Raw genomic sequence first — 16,851 nt, forward strand, 5'->3', positions numbered from 1 at the left:
AGCAGGAGCTGGAAATCCCTCCCAGCGGCGGGGCATGCAGCTCATCGAGATCAAATCTCGCCGCGAAGTGGAGAAAATGCGGCGGGCCGGTCGGGTGGTGGCCCAAGTATTGCAGGAGATCGCGGAGCGCCTAGAGCCGGGCTGGACTACGGCAGATATCGATGCCTATGCCGAGAGACGAGTGGCCCAACTCAATGCTTTGCCCAGTTTCAAGGGCTACTACGGCTTTCCCGCCTGCGTTTGTGTCAGTGTCAACCATGAGGTGGTGCACGGGATCCCCAGTCCCCGCAAAGTGGTGCAGCCGGGAGATGTGGTTAAGGTGGATTTTGGCGCCATCGTCGAGGGCTGGCATGCGGACTCCTGTATCACCATCGGCCTGGAACCCCTGAGCGACGCAGCTCGGGATCTGATCGATACTGCGGCCAAAGCCCTGCAGACGGGCATCGACTGTGTGCGCCACGGCGTTTGGCTTCAGGATGTCTCGGGTGCCATTGAAGATTACATCGAGGGGCGGGGCTATTCTGTGGTGAAGCAGTATGTTGGTCACGGGGTGGGGCGCAACCTGCACGAGGAGCCGCAGTTTCCCAACTATCGCACCCGCGATCTGCCCAATCCCAAGCTGCGCTCCGGCATGACAGTGGCCATTGAGCCGATGGTGAATGCGGGGGGAGAGGCAACCCGAGTGTTGCCAGACCAATGGACGGTGGTCACAGTAGATGGCTCTTGGTCAGCTCAGTTTGAGCACACGGTCTTGGTCACCGAGTCTGGAGCAGAAATTTTGACCGATCGCACGCCTTTTCAGTCCTAAGGGATCCCCTGATGAAGGACTGCAACAGTTAGGATAGAAGAGGTGGAGCATATTTTCATTTCTTAACAGCGCGTGTCGTCGCGGCTGTGGATTGTTCTGTTGTTTGTTATGTCGTTTTTGGGAGGGTTCATTGTCTAAGGAAGATGCCATTGAAATGGAGGGGGTTGTTACGGAATCCCTGCCCAACGCCATGTTCCGAGTGGATCTGGACAACGGCTTCAACGTGCTCGCTCATATCTCCGGCAAAATTCGCCGCAACTACATCAAGATCTTGCCCGGCGACCGGGTTAAGGTGGAGCTGAGCCCCTATGACCTCAACAAAGGGCGCATCACCTACCGCCTTAAGAAAAAGTAGCTTCCCTAGCTGGGCTGCTGAGGATGAAAGAGCTGAGCCAAGTTCTCAAGATCGGGCTCTGGACTACTGTCGGCGGGTTGGGTGCTCTAGCCGTTTTCAACGCTTGGATCTCTTCCCAAACTCAGCCTCTGCAGAGCCTGCTGCCGGGAGAGGAAAGGCATCACTTCTGGCGCGGCCATCGCCTGTTTTACAAGGTCATGGGATCCGGCCAGCCGTTGTTGCTGGTGCACGGCATTGGGGCAGGCTCCTCCAGCTATGAGTTTCGTGCCATTATGGCGGAGCTGGGGCAGCACCATCAAGTCTATGCTCTGGATTTGTTGGGGTGGGGCAACTCAGAGCGTCCAGATTTGAAGTACACCGGCAGCCTCTATGCCGAGATGATCGGGGATTTTGTCCAGCAGGTGATCGGGCGACCGTGTCACGTCATTGCCAATTCCCTCTCGGCAGGGTTTGTGCTGCGCTCGGCCCGCCTACAGCCCCACCATTGGCAGAAGCTGCTGCTCATCGCCCCTCTGGGAGACAACAGCCTCATCCCCGATGCCCTCGGGATCCCTTTGGCTCAGATTGCCTATGGATTCCTCAGCCTGCCCGTTCTGGGGTTGGCCTTCTACAACGGCATCACCGCCCCCTGGAGTGTACGCTTGTTTACAGAGCAGAGCTTGTTCTCCCCCAGCTACGCCCTGGACGAGGCGGTGGTGGACTACCATTACCGGGCAGCTCACCAAGCGGGGGCTCAATTTGCCCCCCGTTCTTTTCTCACCGGCAAGCTCAACTTGCCCATCGAAGACGACTTTCGCGTGGTGGCCAAGCCCATGGTTCTGGTCTGGGGAGAACAGAACCGCCTCACCGGTCCAGAACAGGCAGAGCGATATCGCACCTTGCGCCCGGAGGTGCCGATATACCGGTTGCCAGGGGCTGCTTTTCCGCACATTGAAGCGCCGCAGACCTTTTTGTCGGTGGCTTTGCGCTTCTTGGCCGAAGCCGATCCTGCCCTGCCGGGATAGACAGATGGGGGATCCCTTCACCCCTTGGAAGAAAACAGCTGGGGATTGACGCAAGAAGCAGCCCTGACATCAGGGGGAACGACCGTACTCTCGGCTGACGCGACCACCCCCAGCCACTTCCCTGAGGGGAAAGGGGAGTTGGTACGAGTCCGGCAACTCAAGTGGGCTCCCCGGCCTTATCTTCCCAGGGATCACCATCCACAGGAGTGGAGCTGGAAGGAGGAGGGGCAGGCTCAGAAGGAGGGGCCTCTTCTTTGGCATACTCCTGTTCCCAAGCCGGTTGTTCGGGGGTGGGTGCGGGCTCAGGTGGACGAGGACGCACAGGCTGCGGCTCAGGTTCAGGCTCTTCTTCTGCGTAAACGTCTTCTTCTTCGGCTTCGTATTCCTCGTCGTATTCTTCTTCGTAATCTTCCTCGACGGCGGAACTCTCGACAGCACTGGGCAGGGCAGGAGCAGGGCTAACTCCGGCTTCCCAAGGGGGCTTGCCGATTCCCAGGGTTTCCAAAATCCCCTTGGCCAGTTGGGTTAGGCGGGTCTCAGCGCCATCGGCAACAATAAGGCGATCCCCGCCCACAGAGACAATCTCATCGGTGGAGAGCAGATAGGTGCTGAGGATGAAGCCGGGTAAAAAGGTGAGGCCGAGGTTGGAGAGCACCAAGCCCGTGATGATGCCGGAGACGGAGTTGAACTCAAAATCTTTAACTTTGCCGAGGCGGATCCCTTCTTCGGTTACCACCTCGCTGCCAACCACGCGACTCAGGCCCTCCAAGTCCAAGTTGTCGAAAACTTCTTCGCTGGGGACAAGAACTGCATCCTGACCCAACGCTGTTACCTGCCGCAGCTCCATCAAACGGGGGGATCCGGCAAGGGCTTTTTCCAGCACCCCCAGCACCAGAACCTGCTTGGCTTCCAGATCCGCCCAAACTTCGCTGACTACCCCAAGCCGGGCTGCGTTGCCCTGGCTGATCACCTGCGTTCCCAGAACCTGTGACCGCCGACGAACCTCTGATCGCACCAGCGCAACAGATCCTTTCCCAGTCGTCATGATGGTTTCCCCGTCGTAAGTCAAAACGTTCCCGTTGTTGGGCTGCGTGTCTGACACAGTTCGCCAGAATTAAGTAAGTTAATAGTACCACTGCCTGTCTCCTCCCTCGCGGGCTGCCCAGGTGGGATCCCGGCCAATCTGCCTGCTCCAGGCCAGAAACTGCTCTGCCATCGCGCCCAGGGAATAGTGCTCTTCTGCCCGTTGCCGACAGCGGCTCCTGTCGATGTGATCTAGGCGCTCTACAGCCTCTGCCAAAGCTGCCACGTTGTCCGGCTCGACGATCCAGCCGGTTTCTCCATCGCTGACAATTTCCGCGGGCCCACCCCGGCGGTAGGTAATCACCGGCACGCCACAGGCCAAAGCTTCCACTGCCACCAAGCCAAAGGCCTCCACCCACTTGGGGGTCATGATCAAGGCTGAGCATTGCCCCAAGATCCGCTGCATTTGCGGGGTGGGCAAAAACCCTCGGTAATCCAATTGGGCATGCGGGTACTGCTCTTGGATCTGCTGCCAGTAGCCTGGCTCTTGCAGGTGGCCTAGGATCACCACCGGCCTTCCCGTCTTCTCGGCCAGGGCAGCACAGTCTTCTAGGCCCTTCTCCGGGGCAATGCGGCCAATCCAACACAGGGATCCATTCCCTTGGGGCACAAAGTCGTAGAGGCGCAGATCCACCCCGCAGGGCAGATAGACAAAGGGATCCCGACCTGCCGCCATCTCGGCCTGGGCAAAGGCAAAGGTCTGGGCTTGCGCCCGCGAATGCACCGCCAGCCGACCAGGGTAGCGATGGGCAATATGCTCTAGAGCCTGATCGACGGCATCGCTGAGGGATCCCATGCTAACAATGTGGGCCACCGGGGTGCGGAAAAAATCCGTCAAATAAAACGAGAGCCAATCGTAGCTCCAGTTCACGATTAGATCGAACTGATCTTGCAGGTGGGCAGCCCGCTGCCACAGGTTGGCCAGCAGAGAGGGGGTGTGGATCAGAACCGGCTGATCGCGGCGCTGGGTTTGCGCATAGGCCGGGGGAAGGCCCGCCACCGGCTCGATCACCTCCTCCGGCAACTCCGCCATTCGGGATCCCACAGGGGCCAACACCCGCACTTGGGATCCCATCTGGAGTAAGACACGCGTCAGGTTGGCAAGATTGAGCTCCACACCACCACCGGCCCCGGATCCCAGAGGTCCAACAGGGGTGGAGAGGAACAGATAGCGGTAGGGACGAGCCATAGGGAGAGCCTCGGTAGCTCAGCCCATTGTCTTCTCAATCCGGATACCCGACTCCTTTTGCCTGGCCTCAAAGCCCACAGCCTGCCCAGAACTTTATGAGGCTTTGGCTACAAAAATTTCTCCCTTCTCCACCTTGACCTTGTAGATGGCCAGGTCTGCATTGGCCGGGCCACGGGTACGGCTGCCATCGGCAGCAAAAGCCGAGCCATGACAGGGGCAGACAAAGTTCTCCCCCCGCCAGTTCACATCACACCCCGCATGGGGACAGGCGGCATCCAAAGCCAGCAGAGAATCTTCTTTTTGCGGATCCCCGACCAGCCAGAGGGTGGCGGTGTTTTTCCCAAAGGCGTTTTCCACCTTGAAGGGGCCATCTTTGAGATCGGCCAGGGTGGCAACTTTCACAAACTCAGGCTCAGAAGCCTTGGAGCCAGAAGCAGTTCCCTGGGCCAGGGCAAAACGGCGCCGGGCAAACCCAGGTAACCAACCCACCAACGAGCCCAAACCGAGAGCCAGCCAGCGAAGAAAACCGCGACGATTGTTGTACATGGCCATGTGTCCTTGGAGGTGTGCAAAATGTGCGTCATGAGCCAGCAAAAGCCTGACCCCTTCGGAAGGGATCCCAGTGCAAATGCTGCCCTTAACATCTTGTTACACCAGAACGGTTTCGGCCAGGGCCAAGCCGCACTTTTTCCGGCTAGAGTACGCAGCAGCAGGCATCTTGGTTGCTTCATTGATTTGGCCGATGGGATGGGATGGGATCCCTTTCGGCTGTTGTACGCCTGGAGCCTAGGGTCGGGAGGTAAACAGCTCAGCAACCGTGCAGACAAAGCCGGGCAACAGGGGAGAAGACAACGCATCCTGAGCCAACAGCGTTTCTACCAAGACCAACTGGGCCTGTTGTCTGCGATACACCTCTACTCTCTGAGCCAGCCGATCGACGATCCAGTACTCTTGCACCCCATACACAGAGTAGAGTTTCCGTTTTGCCAAGCGGTCTCGATCCTCATGAACTTTTCCAGGTGATAGGACTTCAACCACCAGCTCAGGGGCACCCCGAAAATGTCCTGCTTCATCTTGAATCTGTGATAGCCGCTCATAACTAACCCAAACAACATCGGGAGACACATTATCAAATTCGGAAAAGAGGATCCCTGGCATGATTGAGGGTTCTCCCAATCCTGTTTCTAGCGACCACCGATGCAGTGCGGAGAACAAACACCCGATAATGTGCTGATGTTTGTGATGAGGAGAGCGAGTCACCAGCAGTTCTCCGTCGATGATCTCGTAGCGGATCCATTCATTCTCTGGAAGAGCCTCGATATCCCGAGTGGTCCAGCGTACTTCTGTAGCAGTCATTAGCTATCCCTATAGCAATAAATGGTGCTATGCCCAGGGCACCCTGCTGCTGTACCTACGACACTGGGCCGACAACTGCAACGCTGTCGCAACAGCGGGAACCGCACTTGGCGTAGCCAAATCTTAGCCCAGGATCCCGTTCACAGAAGCGAGACGGAGTCCTTCCTCTCTAACCACGACGGCTCAATGGGTAGAGCTTCTACGGAGCTGAACTATCGGTTGAGCTATCGTGTGGGGCTAGTTGGGATAGATGCGCAAGCGGCGGTTGGGCTCTTCGCCAAAGCTTTGGGCCCGCAGGTGGTAATGTTCCACCAACTGGTGTTGGAGCTTGCGGATCAGAGGCGAACGGGGCAAAAGTTCCACCGGCTGAGACTTGGGAATGACGATTTGCTCCACCGCCAGGCGGGCTTCTTCCAGAGCTTCGGTTTCATCGCCTGAGCTGGCGCGAATGAACAGCTCCAGGTCGGAATCGGATCCCTCTTCGCTTTCAATGTTGAGAATATGGCGCAGGGCGCGAGCCAGGGCAATCAGAGTATTGGCCTTAACGGTGTGAATCGGGATCTGGCGGGAGTGGGCCATCTGCTGGATCTTGGAACGGCTGCGCACCTGGGATCGCAAGGCCAAGACAATGTCTGCCTCGTCTAGATCTTTGGTGACATCCGCCGACAGTTTCAGGGTTTGGATCACCTGCTCCAGGTAGAAGCGGCTCACTCCGTAGGGGTAGATCATCAGCGGCCCATCCGGATTCTGCTGCCGTCCTGTCGGGGCTAGGGCGGATCCCTCCCAGTCCAAATCTTCTTCTTCGTCAGAGCCGGATTCCGCTTTGGATTCGGCCACCACCTGAGCGGCAGGACGGGATCCCGCTGGCGTTAGCGGGACGGAGTCCTCTCGCCTCTCCAGGAGCAAACCCGATTCTCCTTGCTGCTGCGAGCGACTTTCAAGCGGCTCTGAAGGCAGAGCTTCCATCCGTCCAGAGCGTTGCCATCCTCCCCGCTCCCGTGCTGCGGAGATTGTGCTGCCGGCAGGGGGCCATTGGGGGCCAGATAGAGCCGGGCGCCCGTTTGCGCCAGCGGTGCTCCGCACTATCACCACCTGGCCGTGTTCGTCTAAACTGCGGGTTTGGGTCAGCGGCTCGCGGTTGCGCAAGAGACGATCCACAGTGGCGGCCACATCTTCGTGGATGACCCAGCGGGATCGCTCCAGCATCTCTATGGCAATCTCAAACGTGGGGGGGGCTTTGCGCTCCAACACACTCTTCTGAGAGCCGCGCCGCCGCGCCTCTTCATCTCCCAGGGTGACCGATTGGATCCCGCCCACCAAGTCGGAGAGGGTGGGATTTTTGATCAGGTTGTCGATGCGGTTGCCATGGGCAGTGGCCACCAGTTGTACCCCCCGCTCGGCAATGGTACGAGAGGCCAAAGCTTCCAGTTCAGTGCCGATCTCGTCGATGACCACCACTTCGGGCATGTGGTTCTCCACCGCCTCAATCATCACCTTGTGCTGCAGCTCTGGGCTGGCCACCTGCATCCGTCTGGCCCGGCCAATGCCCGGGTGGGGCACATCGCCATCGCCGGCAATCTCGTTGGAAGTGTCGATAATAACCACTCGTTTGCCCAGCTCATCCGCCAGCACACGGGCAATTTCCCGCAGGGCCGTGGTTTTGCCCACCCCCGGTCGGCCCAGCAACAGCATGGAGCGCCCCTGTTCCACCAAGTCGCGGATCATGCTGATCACTCCGATAACGCAGCGACCCACCCGACAGGTAAGGCCGATGATCGTGCCTTGGCGGTTGCGAATGGCACTGATCCGGTGCAGGGTAGAGGCAATGCCTGCGCGGTTGTCACTGCTGAACTCTCCAACTCGGCTGATCACCTGATCCAAGTCAGCCCGGGTGATGACGTCCTCTAAGAGATAATCGGCAAAACCGGGGAAGCGGGCTTCGGGGCGGCGGCCCAAATCCAGCACCACCTCCACCAACCGATCCAGGTGGGGATGCTGTTCTAGGCGCTCGCGAATCGGAGCAGGCAGGATATCCAAAAGTTTGCTCAGGTCGTCGCTGTATTGAACCTGGCCGGGAAAGCCGGTACGTTCGTGCAAGCGGTGTGGAGCACTTTCCAGATCCGCCGACGGGTTGAAGGGCTGTACGGGGAAACTCATGGCTGAGCAACGTCGTTAAACGCAGGAAAAACGGGTTTGTTTAAAGGCAACGGATCGCCGCTTCACTTGCTGCACCAACTGCTTGGCCAACGGGATCCCTGCCACCAATCCAGGATTCCATCCTGACTCCGATGAGCTGTGGGCTGGCTCTTCCAGATAGGCTGACACCAACTGTCGCGCGTAGCTGCCGAAGGCTACCCCCGCCACCGGCCACCGGGGATCCAACAGCGGCACCGTTTGGGCATTGGTTCCTCCCGCCAATTGCACATAGCCCGGCAGGCCCATGTTCAGCACCTTCTCGGCCAATTTCAGGGTGGCTTTGCCGGTGCCAGCTCCGATATCGCCACTCATAGGCCGGCCATCCACCTGCCAGATCAACACTTCCGGCAAGGGATCCATGAGGGCCAGCAGATCCCTCAAATAAGCCTCTAGGCCCGGACCATCGTTAAAGCTAATCGAGATTGCCTGGAGCTGAGGTAGCCAGGGCTTCAGGGATCCCCACAATTGCTCGAATGACCTCTGGCGACCAATGCAGGTGTGGATCTCCACCGCTTGAATGCCCAGCTCGACCAAAGGCGGCAAAACTTCTGACAAAGCGACCTGGTAGCCGAAGGTGGCAATGCGCCGGTGGGGGCAAACCGGCTCACAGCGCCCACAGCCGTAGCACAGCTCTGTCTGGATGTGGACTTGAGCAGGAAGGGCTGCCTGGGTCAAAGCATGAGGGGGACAAACTGCCAGACAAGGCTGAGGACAGTCGGCAGGACAGACGGGAGCCGTCAGCACCGCCTTGCGGAAATGCACGTCTTCGCCGTCATTGACGCTGACCATCAACCAAGGGGATCCCGCCTGGGGATCTTCGGCTTGTGCCCGTTGGATCCCTCCTTGAGCAGCCCGCACAATGGCCGGATCGGCAGCAACATCAATGCAATCTGCCCCGGCCAGCGTGTAAAGGAAAGCCAGCTCCCGAACCGAGGGCAAGTGGTGGAAACTTGCGCCGCAGATCAGCTTAAACCAAGTACCCTGTTGCAGCGAGGCGGTTGGCAAGGTCACAGGCACGAGAAACCGCTAGCAGGATGGGGATCTGAGCCGCAGGCCATCTACTTGAGATGGTAGCAAAGAAATTTCCAGGATCCCGAAGAGAGGTTCAGGCGCTCTGCAGAGGTTGCCAACGAATTGACCGTTCTCGGCCCAGTTCCACCACAAACTTCACTCCCTTGTCTTCCCGACTCAGCTTCACCAGGTAGGAGAGTTCCTGTTGGCTGAACACATGCCCTTCGTAAAACCAGAACACCAACCCCTTAGCTTTTGGGGGCAAGGTGGCCCGATACTGCTCGATCAACGCGGGAAAGAAATAGGTGCGCCGCTCCGATTTGCCCAGCGTGGCAGGCCGTACCCCATGAATGCGCGTCAAATAGCTGGCCAGGTCCCCGATTCCCTTACTGGAGAGGGTGACCACCTCATACCCAGCTCCGCGCAGCCGCCGCAGGTAGTGCCCTTCGGATCCCCCCTCTGGGGTTACATAGATGGCCAAAGCTCCAGCTTGCTCCAGTTGCTGTACAAACTTTGCACCTGAGCCGACCAGCAGCATAGGAAAAACTCCATGACTCGTCTAGGGTTGGACAAGCAGCCCACCTGCGCTCATTGTAACGGGATGGCGACTGAAGCTGGGGATAGAAGCTGCCAATGGAACCCATAGAATACTGGCTATCTCCCTGTTTTGCAGAAGGGAGCGTAAAGAAGGGTTAAGATACGGGTAACCTGCTTGCAGGTCTCAACCCACAGGTGGCGGACAAAGGCGGATGGATCCCCCTAGTAGGGATGGCCTCCCCGCCACTTACACAGCGACAACAGATGAACCTCATCATGCGACGACGCGAGCTGTTGACCTTGGCGGTGGCCGGGTTGATTACAGCACCCCTCAGCTTAGCAGGAGAGCAAAGAGCAATGGCCCAACAGACTTATCCCTTCACCAAAACCGACGCCGAGTGGCGGCAACTGCTCACCGAAGAGCAATACTATGTGCTGCGCCAAGAGGGCACTGAGCCCCCCTTCCGCAACGCTTACTACGACAACAAGGCCCCAGGTATCTATGTCTGTGCTGGCTGTGGTCAGGAGCTGTTTTCCTCGGCGGCCAAGTACGACAGTGGCACCGGTTGGCCCAGCTTTTGGGAGCCGATTGCTCCCCATGTGATCGGCACCAAGACGGACTGGAAATTGTTTGTGCCCCGCACGGAAGTCCACTGCTCTAACTGCGGTGGGCATCTGGGGCATGTGTTTCGGGATGGCCCCCCACCCACGGGTTTGCGCTACTGCATCAATTCTGCTGCCCTCAAGTTCATCCCAGCCACCGCCTAGAAATCCTCTTGGCTCCAGCTAAAACTGAGCCGCCTGTCTGGGTGAGCCTATGTCGGACTACACGTTCCTGGATGCTGCTTCGATTCTGCTGCGGGAGGGCCTGGAAGCTCTCTTGGTGCTGGTGGCACTGCTGGCCCTTATGAGCAAGAGCGGGCAATCGGCTCAGAAGCGCTGGGTGTGGATAGGGGGATCCGCGGGCTTGCTGGCAGCGGTGATGCTCGGTCTGCTGGTGAAGCTGTTTTTCCAGCAGATGCTCACCCACACGCGACAAGAGGTGCTGGAAGGGATCACCGGGCTGGTGGCAGCAGGTTTGTTGTTCTCGGTCAGCCTTTGGTTGCACCGCCGGGCTGCAGTGGCTTCTTGGCAAACCTTTGTGCGGGAACAGGCGCAGGCGGCACTGGCCACGGGTCAGGTTTTTTCCTTGGCTTTTCTGGCCTTTGTGGCGGTGTTTCGCGAGGGGGCGGAAACGGTGCTGTTTTATGTGGGGTTGGCCCCTTCCCTCTCGGCAAAAGATTTTTGGGCGGGGATCGGCCTGGGATCCCTGGTGTTGGTGGCACTGGCGATCTTGCTGCTGCAGGTGGGGCTGAAATTGCCGCTGGGAGTTTTTTTCCGGGGTCTAAGTCTGCTGGTTTTCTACTTGGGCTTTAAGTTTTTGGGCAGTGGCCTGCACGCTCTGCAGGTGGCGGACTGGCTGCCCATCACCCCCCTGGTCGGGATCCCAAAGCTGCGCTGGCTGGGCATATATCCCACTTGGCAGACGCTGCTCCCCCAACTGCTGCTGCTGGGAATAGCTTTCGCCTTGTGGGTGAGGCAATGGCTGCGGGCTGATTCTGCTCAGAGGCTTTCTTCGTGAAAAACGCTCTCCACCGGCACTGGGGATCCCATAAGCCATAAGTTTGATGAATCCCTGTCCTGGTTTTGATGGATGGCAATGATGCAGGTCACAATTTCATAGTCGTTTCAGGTTGGGACAAGGCGACCGAGGTACTGGGAAAAGCCTTCTGGCCCTGTGCATCTAACGTTTTAAGTGCGGGTGCAGTGTCCTGGTTTGAATCAAAATGACCCTAAAAAGAAAGCGCTCTGTACGTCGCGCCTGAAACCGCACCCAGTCAAGCCTTCCAGTCCAAGAAAGCAAAGCCTACCGGCAGGGATCCGGCAGGCCGCTGGATTTTGTCGGAGATCCCCAGTAGGAAACCCTGTCGATCGCTACGGAATCGACAGAGAGCATCCACTCTGTGGGGTTCCCGAGAATCAGGTATCGTAGACCCGGCATTCAACAGCATCTGGGTTTTCAGCGCAGTGCTGCTCTAGGCTGCTGGGAGTCCTCGGCTGGTGGCTGCGAGCTGCCAGCACTTCTTCAACCGCATCCCAGGCCGCACGGCAGTGGGGATCCCCTTCGCCGTACTCAGAGCAGACGTTGCGAGCATTTTCCAGCTCTTTGGCGATCACTTCAGACAGTCCCATGTTCTCAAGCTCCTTTAGACTAGATGGGGCCGGTGGCCCGCTGATGTAACCGGTTGACGCAGAACCTGTAGGGATTCGGTGTAACCGAGGATCAACAGGTAAAAACCAGCCGATCCAGATGAGGAATGAGTCCAGGATAATGACCTTGTGCCAACCGAATTGATCAACCGGATACATTACCCATTCTAAACAGTGACGGCAGGGGGGTGCAGCTGCGCTTTCGCGATCTCTTTGGGATCAGGATGCGCAGGGATCCCTCAGGCCCCAAACAGTTGTTCAATCCGTTGCCGCACCTGCTCTGGGGATCCCTGTTGACGCACTTGACCTTCCGAGAGCAAAATCGCCCCATCTGCCCATTCCAGTTCCGCCAGCCGATGGGTTACCCAGAGGGCGGTGATGCCTTCTTGATCCACCAGTTGCCGGATGCACCGCAGCAAATCTGCCTGGCTGTCGGGATCCAACAGGGCTGTGGGCTCGTCCAAAAGCAGCACCTCGCTGCGCCGGGCCAAAGCCCCTGCCACTGCCACTCGTTGCTTCTGTCCGCCGCTGAGGCCGTGGATGGGCCGACGGATCAGGTGCTTTAATCCGACTTGCTCCAAGGCTGTTTCCACCCGCTGGTGAATTTCCGCCAAGGTCAGAGCCTCTGCTCCCAAGCCAAAGGCCACATCGGCTCCCACCGTGGGCATGAACAGTTGGTGATCCGGGTTTTGAAACACATAGCCCAGCCGACCGCGAATCTCCAGGCGGCCCGAAAGGGGCTGGGGATGGGTCAGGGATCCGGACAACAACTGCAACAGGGTGGACTTACCGCTGCCATTGGGCCCCAAGAGCATCCACAACTGGCCCTTGGGAATGACAAAACTGCACGCCTGCAAAACCGGCGGACGCTCCGGCCAAGCAAAGGTCAGGCTCTCCACCCGAATGGCCACCTCAGACATGGGGATCCCTTAGCGGCAGAGAGAAAAGGGCTGTCCTCAGCTTTGCAACTGGGCCAAAAAACCGGGACGGGTTCCCATGGGGCTGGCGCTGCCCGACTTAGAAGTCATTTGCACGCCACACAACTCACCGGTGAGCAGAAACACCTTTTTGCCGGTGCGGTCGCAGGTCAGCTCCAAACTCTGAGGGGATCCACTCTGCAGAGCATTGACGATGCTTTGGTAGGCCCGGTTGGCCGCTTCTTCCTCTTTTTGGTGGACAACGATGGGGGCAGGGTTCCCTTTCAGGAGCAGTTCCAGAGTGTACATGGCTGACCGTTGCGTAGTGGGCCGTGGGACAAAAGAGAGGCACCCAGAGGACGCCGTTGGCGACAGCAGGACGAAGTCCTTTTCCAGTATCGCAGGTTGGGCCAGGGTACCGGCAGGCTCAACAAATGACGGGGGAGTTTCTCTCGCCAGATTAGGCCAGGCCGGTGCCGAGAAAAGGCAGCAGGCTAATCAGCAACAGGCCCAACGTGGCCAGGGATCCCGCCAAGAAGGAGAGGGATCGCCCAATGGGAATATCGGCAATGTAGAAAAAGTTGTAGAGCAGCCGCGCCAGCAGAAACACCCCACACAGCACGGCTACCCCTTCGTCTCCGCTGAGGCCAAAATACCAGGGATCCGAGTGAGGGCCGGTGATGTAGGCGATCAACGCTGCTGCCGCAAACATCCCAAAGGTCTCAAACCCGTTGGCGTGGGCCCAGGTGGCCCGTTGCCCGTAGGGAGGTAGCCTATCGAACATAGCCCGAGGGGCATGCAGGTCGTAGCCGACGCGGGCACGGGCATAGCCCACCACCCCCATGGGCAGATAGACCAAGAGCATGGCTGCCGCAATAGAGAACAGGGGGATGGCTACGAGAGGAGGATTTGGCAACATAAGATAGGCAAAAGGGCGGTGCACAATGACAGAGGAGAGAAAAGAGCCCAGCTTGGGTGGGAACTATTGCCGGGAAAATCAACACCAGAACCATTATCCATCTATCGGGCTGTCTATCCAGGCAGATGCTTGCGTCAGGAAATCTTGCGGATTTGCCGGCGGCGCTCCTCATATTCAGCGCGGGTGATCAAGCCCTGTTTCAACAGGCTTTCCAACTGCTGTTCGGGATCCCGGGCTTCTCGCCCTTCCACACTGGTCCATTCCAGCTCGATCAACTCTCGGTTGAATCGAAAATCGAAATCGGCATTGCTCATGGTCAGGATCCACAGCCCTTCCAGCAAACAAAGGGCGCGTACCCCGTAGCTGAGGATCTGCAGCGGGATGGAAGGAACGAACACCATCAGCCCCGCCACCAAGTAGCCCCAGCCCCAGCGTTGGTGCCCCATATAGAAGCGCTGCAACCCTGGGATCAGCACCCCCAGCATCGCCAGCCAACCGGCCACCTCTCGGATTAACCGCCGACGATCCTGTGGGGGCGTATCAGGATCCCTGCTCTCGGCCATAGACTGCACCAGCTAGATGTGCCATTAAGCTAGCTCAGTTTTGGCCGCACAGGGCTCAGGAACTTGGATCCAACCTTAGAAGATTTTTGAGCAGCATCCCGCCGCCTATACTTGATGGGGGCGGTTCGGGGAAGGAACATGGCAGAGCGGGAACTATCGGTAGCGATCTTGGCAGCGGGCAAAGGTACCCGGATGCGGTCGCAGTTGCCCAAGGTGCTGCACAAACTGGGATCCCTGTCTTTGATCGAGCGGCTGCTGCGCACGGTGCTGACGTTAAAGCCCCACCGCTGTCTGGTGGTCGTGGGTTATGAACAAGAGCAGGTGCGCCAAGCCCTGCGGGAGTACCCGGTTGAATTTGTGGAGCAGGCCCAGCAATTGGGCACCGGACACGCCGTTCAACAGCTGTTGCCCGTCCTGGGCGGTTTTCAGGGGGATCTGCTGGTGATCAACGGGGATGTGCCCCTGCTGCGGGCAGAAACCCTGCAAGCTCTGGTGGAGCGCCACCGCCAGGTGAACCCAGAGGTAACCTTGCTCTCGGCTCAGGTGGCGGATCCCTATGGCTATGGACGGGTGTTCTGCGATGCCCAACAGCGAGTGCTGGAACTGGTGGAAGAGCGAGACTGCACCCCAGCCCAACGGCAAAATCGCCGCATCAACAGTGGGGTGTATTGTTTTCACTGGCCGGCTCTGGCTCAGGTTTTGCCCCATCTCAATCGCAACAACGCACAGCAGGAGTACTACCTAACAGATGCCGTCAAGCGGGTGGGCAAAGCCATCGCTCTGGATGTTGCCGATCCGCAAGAAATTGTGGGCGTCAACGACCGCCGCCAACTGGCCCAGGCGTACCAGATTTTGCAGGATCGCCTCAAAGAAGCCTGGATGGAAGCCGGGGTCACCTTTGTGGATCCCGACAGCAGCAGCCTCGAGGAAACGGTGGAATTGGCCCCCGATGTGGTGATCGAGCCCCAAACCCATCTGCGAGGGGTGTGCCGCATTGGGCCGGGAACCCGCCTGGGGCCGGGCAGTTGGATCGAGTCCAGCGAGATTGGATCTGGGTGTCACATTCTCTACTCGGTGGTCAGCCACAGCCGCATCGGCAACCACGTCTGGATAGGCCCCTACGCCCACGTGCGCCCCCACAGCCAGATCGGGGATCACTGCCGCATCGGCAACTTTGTGGAAACCAAAAATGCCCAGATCGGATCCCACAGCAACGCCGCCCACTTGGCCTACCTGGGCGATGCCAAGCTGGGATCCCAGGTCAACATCGGGGCGGGCACCATCATCGCCAACTACGACGGCCAGCAAAAGCACTTTACCGAAATTGGGGATCGCAGCAAAACAGGCGCCAACTCGGTTCTGGTGGCTCCTTTGCAGGTGGGATCCGATGTCACCATTGCTGCCGGCTCCACCATCCCTGCCCGCTACCCCCTGCCGGATGACTGCTTGGTGATCGCTCGCTCCCGCCCGGTGGTCAAGCCCGGTTGGCGACTTGGGATCCGCTCTTCCCGCCCCCAGGAGCCCCAGCCCATGCCGCCGGGATCCCTCAAGATTTATCCCTTGCGCCTTTTCCCCGGCCAAGATCTCAAGCAGGAACTAGAGCGATTGGCCCGGCAGCAGCCCTTGCAAGCGGGGTTTGTCCTCAGCGCTGTCGGCAGCCTCAGCCAAGCCACCCTGCGCCTGGCCGACCAAACGGGGGATCACCTGTTGTCGGAACGCCTGGAGATCCTGGCCCTGAGTGGATCCCTGTGCCCTGACGGAGTCCATCTCCATCTCACCGTTGCCGATGCCCGAGGCCAAACCTGGGGGGGACACCTGCGCCCCGGCTGCCTCATCTGCACCACCGCCGAAATTGTCCTCGCCGACAGCCCGGAGTATCGCTTCTCCCGTCAACCGGATCCGGCCACCGGCTACCTGGAGTTGCACATCCAACCCGTGGCAGGGGATCCCTGCTGGCCGTCCCCACCCCCCCAACCCCAGCAAAACCAGCAGACAAAACCAGAGGCTGACAACAGCAGGCCGAAAAGCCTACAGTAGTCAACACGAGTTACCTAAAGCTAAAGGGGGCTTGTGAGCGCCAAGCCGAAAGCTTCACGGAACTCATGGACGCTTTGCGGTGTGGCGGGCATGTTACTGGGTTTTCGGACGCAACTCATTCTTAACCGCAAGCAAACAACTCTAGCCGCCCAACACGCTGGGGTAGCCCGCCACGCCTATAACTGGGGCTTAGAAGTCTGTCGGCAAGCCCTGGAGAACCAGCAAAAACTTCCCACCGCCATTGACCTGCACAAGCGCCTAGTGGCCGAGGTGAAGAAAGAACATCGCTGGTACTACCAGGTCTCCAAATGCGCCCCTCAGCATGCATTACGCAACCTGGAGCAAGCCCTTAAGCGCTGGCGGGGTGGGTTGGGGAAGTTTCCCCGCTTCAAACGCAAGGGAGTGCGAGACAGCTTTTACCTGGAAGGGAGTATTCGCACTTCTGGCAACCGCATCAAGGTACCTATCTTCGGTTGGCTGCGCTGTGCAGAGCTGCTCCCGGTGACCACACCCAAGAACGTGGTTGTTAGCTTGAGAGCATGACTCTAGTCAATAATAAGCTCAACTATACTGAAAATAATGTATAATATGTTCAGTACGGATTACTACCAGTTGATCTTTCTGTT

General features: G+C 58.6%; 19 protein-coding genes and 1 pseudogene. 8 read left to right on the forward strand and 12 right to left on the reverse strand.

Going from position 1 to position 16,851, the window contains the following annotated elements; translation table 11 throughout:
- Window positions 1-34 precede the first annotated feature (34 nt).
- From map to ACVWZF_RS12655, 3 genes are all read left to right on the forward strand, one after another.
- Window positions 35-808, forward strand: a complete 774-nt coding sequence (map, locus tag ACVWZF_RS12645) for a type I methionyl aminopeptidase (protein ID WP_011434172.1) — start codon at window positions 35-37, stop codon at window positions 806-808.
- A gap of 130 nt (window positions 809-938) precedes the next feature.
- On the forward strand, window positions 939-1,163 hold the full coding sequence (infA, locus tag ACVWZF_RS12650; protein WP_011434173.1) for a translation initiation factor IF-1: 225 nt from the start codon (window positions 939-941) through the stop codon (window positions 1,161-1,163).
- 23 nt (window positions 1,164-1,186) lie between these two features.
- On the forward strand, window positions 1,187-2,167 hold the full coding sequence (locus ACVWZF_RS12655; RefSeq protein ID WP_457411597.1) for an alpha/beta fold hydrolase: 981 nt from the start codon (window positions 1,187-1,189) through the stop codon (window positions 2,165-2,167).
- Between the two features lie 157 nt (window positions 2,168-2,324).
- On the opposite strand, the gene ACVWZF_RS12660 is transcribed toward ACVWZF_RS12655, so the two are convergent.
- The 7 genes from ACVWZF_RS12660 to ACVWZF_RS12690 form a co-directional block, all read right to left on the reverse strand.
- A complete protein-coding gene (locus ACVWZF_RS12660; protein ID WP_457411598.1) occupies window positions 2,325-3,182 on the reverse strand; it encodes a PRC-barrel domain-containing protein in 858 nt (285 codons plus the stop codon).
- 108 nt (window positions 3,183-3,290) lie between these two features.
- Complete coding sequence (locus tag ACVWZF_RS12665) at window positions 3,291-4,439, reverse strand: glycosyltransferase family 4 protein (protein ID WP_457411599.1); 1,149 nt, start codon at window positions 4,437-4,439, stop codon at window positions 3,291-3,293.
- Window positions 4,440-4,532: 93 nt separating this feature from the next.
- Entirely contained in the window at window positions 4,533-4,985 is a 453-nt protein-coding gene (locus ACVWZF_RS12670; protein WP_011434178.1) for a QcrA and Rieske domain-containing protein, read from the reverse strand.
- A gap of 240 nt (window positions 4,986-5,225) precedes the next feature.
- Complete coding sequence (locus tag ACVWZF_RS12675) at window positions 5,226-5,795, reverse strand: Uma2 family endonuclease (protein WP_011434179.1); 570 nt, start codon at window positions 5,793-5,795, stop codon at window positions 5,226-5,228.
- Window positions 5,796-6,032: 237 nt separating this feature from the next.
- Entirely contained in the window at window positions 6,033-7,952 is a 1,920-nt protein-coding gene (locus tag ACVWZF_RS12680) for a R3H domain-containing nucleic acid-binding protein (RefSeq protein WP_457396080.1), read from the reverse strand.
- Window positions 7,953-7,967: 15 nt separating this feature from the next.
- The gene (locus ACVWZF_RS12685; RefSeq protein ID WP_457411601.1) at window positions 7,968-9,008 is read right to left on the reverse strand and encodes a Light dependent period protein LdpA domain-containing protein; all 1,041 of its coding nucleotides are present in this window, start codon (window positions 9,006-9,008) and stop codon (window positions 7,968-7,970) included.
- 88 nt (window positions 9,009-9,096) lie between these two features.
- Window positions 9,097-9,540 carry an NAD(P)H-quinone oxidoreductase subunit N gene (locus ACVWZF_RS12690; RefSeq protein ID WP_011434182.1) on the reverse strand — a complete coding sequence of 148 codons (444 nt, stop codon included), beginning with the start codon at window positions 9,538-9,540 and terminating at the stop codon, window positions 9,097-9,099.
- A gap of 275 nt (window positions 9,541-9,815) precedes the next feature.
- Between ACVWZF_RS12690 and msrB the strand changes: the two genes are divergently transcribed.
- Window positions 9,816-10,307, forward strand: coding sequence for a peptide-methionine (R)-S-oxide reductase MsrB (gene msrB / locus ACVWZF_RS12695; protein WP_457403004.1), 492 nt, complete (start codon window positions 9,816-9,818; stop codon window positions 10,305-10,307).
- 49 nt (window positions 10,308-10,356) lie between these two features.
- Window positions 10,357-11,160, forward strand: coding sequence for an FTR1 family iron permease (locus tag ACVWZF_RS12700; protein ID WP_011434184.1), 804 nt, complete (start codon window positions 10,357-10,359; stop codon window positions 11,158-11,160).
- Between the two features lie 398 nt (window positions 11,161-11,558).
- Here the strand turns inward: ACVWZF_RS12700 and ACVWZF_RS12705 are convergent, their stop codons facing one another.
- From ACVWZF_RS12705 to ACVWZF_RS12725, 5 genes are all read right to left on the reverse strand, one after another.
- Window positions 11,559-11,771, reverse strand: coding sequence for a CP12 domain-containing protein (locus tag ACVWZF_RS12705; RefSeq protein WP_011434185.1), 213 nt, complete (start codon window positions 11,769-11,771; stop codon window positions 11,559-11,561).
- Between the two features lie 257 nt (window positions 11,772-12,028).
- Window positions 12,029-12,709, reverse strand: coding sequence for an energy-coupling factor ABC transporter ATP-binding protein (locus ACVWZF_RS12710; RefSeq protein WP_011434186.1), 681 nt, complete (start codon window positions 12,707-12,709; stop codon window positions 12,029-12,031).
- 36 nt (window positions 12,710-12,745) lie between these two features.
- The gene (locus tag ACVWZF_RS12715) at window positions 12,746-13,015 is read right to left on the reverse strand and encodes a hypothetical protein (protein WP_011434187.1); all 270 of its coding nucleotides are present in this window, start codon (window positions 13,013-13,015) and stop codon (window positions 12,746-12,748) included.
- A gap of 151 nt (window positions 13,016-13,166) precedes the next feature.
- Window positions 13,167-13,625, reverse strand: a complete 459-nt coding sequence (locus tag ACVWZF_RS12720) for an MAPEG family protein (protein ID WP_011434188.1) — start codon at window positions 13,623-13,625, stop codon at window positions 13,167-13,169.
- Window positions 13,626-13,759: 134 nt separating this feature from the next.
- Complete coding sequence (locus tag ACVWZF_RS12725) at window positions 13,760-14,188, reverse strand: SHOCT domain-containing protein (protein WP_041436820.1); 429 nt, start codon at window positions 14,186-14,188, stop codon at window positions 13,760-13,762.
- A gap of 138 nt (window positions 14,189-14,326) precedes the next feature.
- Between ACVWZF_RS12725 and glmU the strand changes: the two are divergent.
- From glmU to ACVWZF_RS12740, 3 genes and pseudogenes are all read left to right on the forward strand, one after another.
- Window positions 14,327-15,679, forward strand: a pseudogene (glmU, locus tag ACVWZF_RS12730) (bifunctional UDP-N-acetylglucosamine diphosphorylase/glucosamine-1-phosphate N-acetyltransferase GlmU); the annotation flags it as partial.
- Between the two features lie 39 nt (window positions 15,680-15,718).
- Window positions 15,719-16,225 (forward strand): PPC domain-containing DNA-binding protein, encoded by a 507-nt coding sequence (locus ACVWZF_RS12735; RefSeq protein ID WP_457411603.1) that lies wholly within the window; start codon window positions 15,719-15,721, stop codon window positions 16,223-16,225.
- Window positions 16,226-16,315: 90 nt separating this feature from the next.
- A complete protein-coding gene (locus ACVWZF_RS12740) occupies window positions 16,316-16,768 on the forward strand; it encodes an RNA-guided endonuclease InsQ/TnpB family protein (protein ID WP_041437627.1) in 453 nt (150 codons plus the stop codon).
- Window positions 16,769-16,851 lie beyond the last annotated feature (83 nt).

It is taken from the genome of Thermostichus sp. OS-CIW-30 (assembly GCF_054060215.1).